Raw genomic sequence first — 2,078 nt, 5'->3', positions numbered from 1 at the left:
GCTGATCTTGAAATACAAAAGCATAATACTTATCATCAACTCGCTCCATAACACATAATGCGGTGTTATCTCCTCCAATACAAATGCTGGATCTATATATGCTATTGGGCTAGTAAACACATAATTTTCAGTACTCAAAATTAATAATAAAGATGGCAACAATATTATAACTTTTAACAACTACGGGGGCTTTATGGCTGATGATCAAGAAAAATTACTAATTGATGAAGAAGAAACGGTTCAAATAAAAGATTTAAATAGGGTTAAAATCGTTAATAACAATGATCTTTTACTACTTGATGATGGAGTTGCAAGTAGCAACTCTATTACTTATGAAAATTTTTTAAAAACTTCTAGAGAAAAAATATTTAAAGGAGAAGGATTAGACTATTTTAAAGAGATAATTAAATCTACAATTGCCGAAGAGCTTGCGGCCAATAAAGATTTTGTAGAAACAATTTATACTAAAATAATAAACAAACTAATTAGCAATGATTCTGATAAGCTTTCTAATCTTTTCAGTAAAATTAAATCGCGCTTTACAGATAGCATATCGTCTACCACCCTATCTAAAGATGACTATCTTTTAACACTTCGTATTTTCGGCACTATTGAAAAAACACCCGTTCCTAAACAATTACTTGGCTTACCATCGGGCTTTACTTATTCTCAGATACTCTATAATACTAATGGAACTACGTTTTATCCGTATGAATACAGCAATAGCGCAATAGCTATTAATATGCAAAGATATTCTGATGTTACTCTTGTTTGTCATAAAAGTCTTGACGATGAACTAACTTACCTTGATATTGATATTGACATAGAACATCGCAGCAATGAGAACAAATCATTATATCTAAGGTATTCCGACGAAAGTGAAAAAAACTAGTTTATACTCATAAAGGGTCCTCTTCAATATCTATTAGAGTTCCTGTGTACAAAGGATGGTATATTCAAAAAAGAGTCTACATATCAGGAAATCCAGTCCCATATCTTTTTAAACTGTAAACTTTTTTAACAAAAATTATGGTTTTGATATATAATATACATATAAAACTAAAAAATTAAAATTAAGGATTAAAAATGGATATTAAAATAACCGAACTTCTTATCAATTTAAACGAAATTAAACTTATAGCAGTAATGATTTTTGCCACAGTACTAATTTTTGGAGTACTAATTCTTCTAAAACCTTTACTAAAAGATATATTGACTATAGCAATAGGCAAGATTTTTAAGAATGGCAATGGTAATGACAATACTCGTATTAAAAAAAGAGATTAAGTAATGAACTTATCTAAAGATAATCTTGAAGCTGGACTTAAGTCTATATCAAACCTTATTGACATATTTTCTAAATTTGAAGATGAATTTGATGAAATTGCACATAAAGGATTCTTTTTGGTTTATGAACTATATGCTTACTACAAATTAATCTATAAAACAAATATAGAAAGACTTGAGAGTGCATTAACCCCAACAATAACTAATACACTCGCTCCAATAAATGAGAAAATCAATCACTGTATTGATCTAGTTAATTCTGATGAAAAAAATCTAAAAATATCTAATGATCTAAAATTTAATCAGGAATGAAAACCTATCTACAAAGAGAGAACAAATAATGAAAATAACACTATTGGATTAGCGATTAATTAAGCATTTTCACCTCTTTTTTAAGAGTATTAATATACTCTTTCATGATTTTGTTTCGTTTTGCTTTAATTGAAGAGATAATTTTTTTACTTTTGTCACTGGAAGTAGCTTCTATTATTTCAATATTGTATTTTAATATGTCTTGTATTTCTTCAAATATTTTCATTGATTCGGCTGTTTGCATGGATTTTAGTGTTCCAATATATGTTTTGTAGAAAAAATCTATTACACTGCTAAAAGTATTAATGTAATTATGATCTATGTTTGCATTAGTTTTAGCTATGTTGGTTAAGCCTGATACTTAAACTGATAAACTACTTATTACTTACTTTGCTGTTATGTTGTACTACTATTGCTAGCCTACCAGAAGAACCAAAACCTCCACTTATTAAAACACTAAACTCTTTAGCTAAATATGA

At 28.2% G+C, this 2,078-nt stretch carries 3 protein-coding genes and 3 pseudogenes; 4 read left to right on the top strand and 2 right to left on the bottom strand.

Annotation, left to right across the window (positions count from 1 at the left end; genetic code table 11):
* A pseudogene (locus HNP67_RS07285) lies at window positions 1-132 on the bottom strand (phage terminase large subunit family protein); the annotation flags it as partial.
* A 61-nt stretch (window positions 133-193) separates the two neighbouring features.
* Between HNP67_RS07285 and HNP67_RS06725 the strand changes: the two are divergent.
* The 3 genes and pseudogenes from HNP67_RS06725 to HNP67_RS06715 all read left to right on the top strand — a co-directional run bounded on the left by HNP67_RS06725 (window position 194) and on the right by HNP67_RS06715 (window position 1,599).
* Window positions 194-1,011 (top strand): annotated as a pseudogene (locus HNP67_RS06725) (DUF685 domain-containing protein).
* 75 nt (window positions 1,012-1,086) lie between these two features.
* Window positions 1,087-1,287, top strand: coding sequence for a BlyA family holin (locus HNP67_RS06720; RefSeq protein ID WP_184125785.1), 201 nt, complete (start codon window positions 1,087-1,089; stop codon window positions 1,285-1,287).
* 3 nt (window positions 1,288-1,290) lie between these two features.
* Window positions 1,291-1,599 carry a BlyB family putative holin accessory protein gene (locus tag HNP67_RS06715; RefSeq protein WP_184125783.1) on the top strand — a complete coding sequence of 103 codons (309 nt, stop codon included), beginning with the start codon at window positions 1,291-1,293 and terminating at the stop codon, window positions 1,597-1,599.
* Window positions 1,600-1,654: 55 nt separating this feature from the next.
* On the opposite strand, the gene HNP67_RS06710 is transcribed toward HNP67_RS06715, so the two are convergent.
* Entirely contained in the window at window positions 1,655-1,906 is a 252-nt protein-coding gene (locus HNP67_RS06710; protein WP_419465727.1) for a BlyB family putative holin accessory protein, read from the bottom strand.
* 50 nt (window positions 1,907-1,956) lie between these two features.
* Between HNP67_RS06710 and HNP67_RS07280 the strand changes: the two are divergent.
* Window positions 1,957-2,078 (top strand): annotated as a pseudogene (locus tag HNP67_RS07280) (BBA14 family lipoprotein); the annotation flags it as partial.

This window comes from Borreliella californiensis, from assembly GCF_014205885.1.
GTDB classification, from domain to species: Bacteria; Spirochaetota; Spirochaetia; order Borreliales; family Borreliaceae; genus Borreliella; species Borreliella californiensis.
This window is presented reverse-complemented; position numbering and strand designations above follow the sequence as displayed.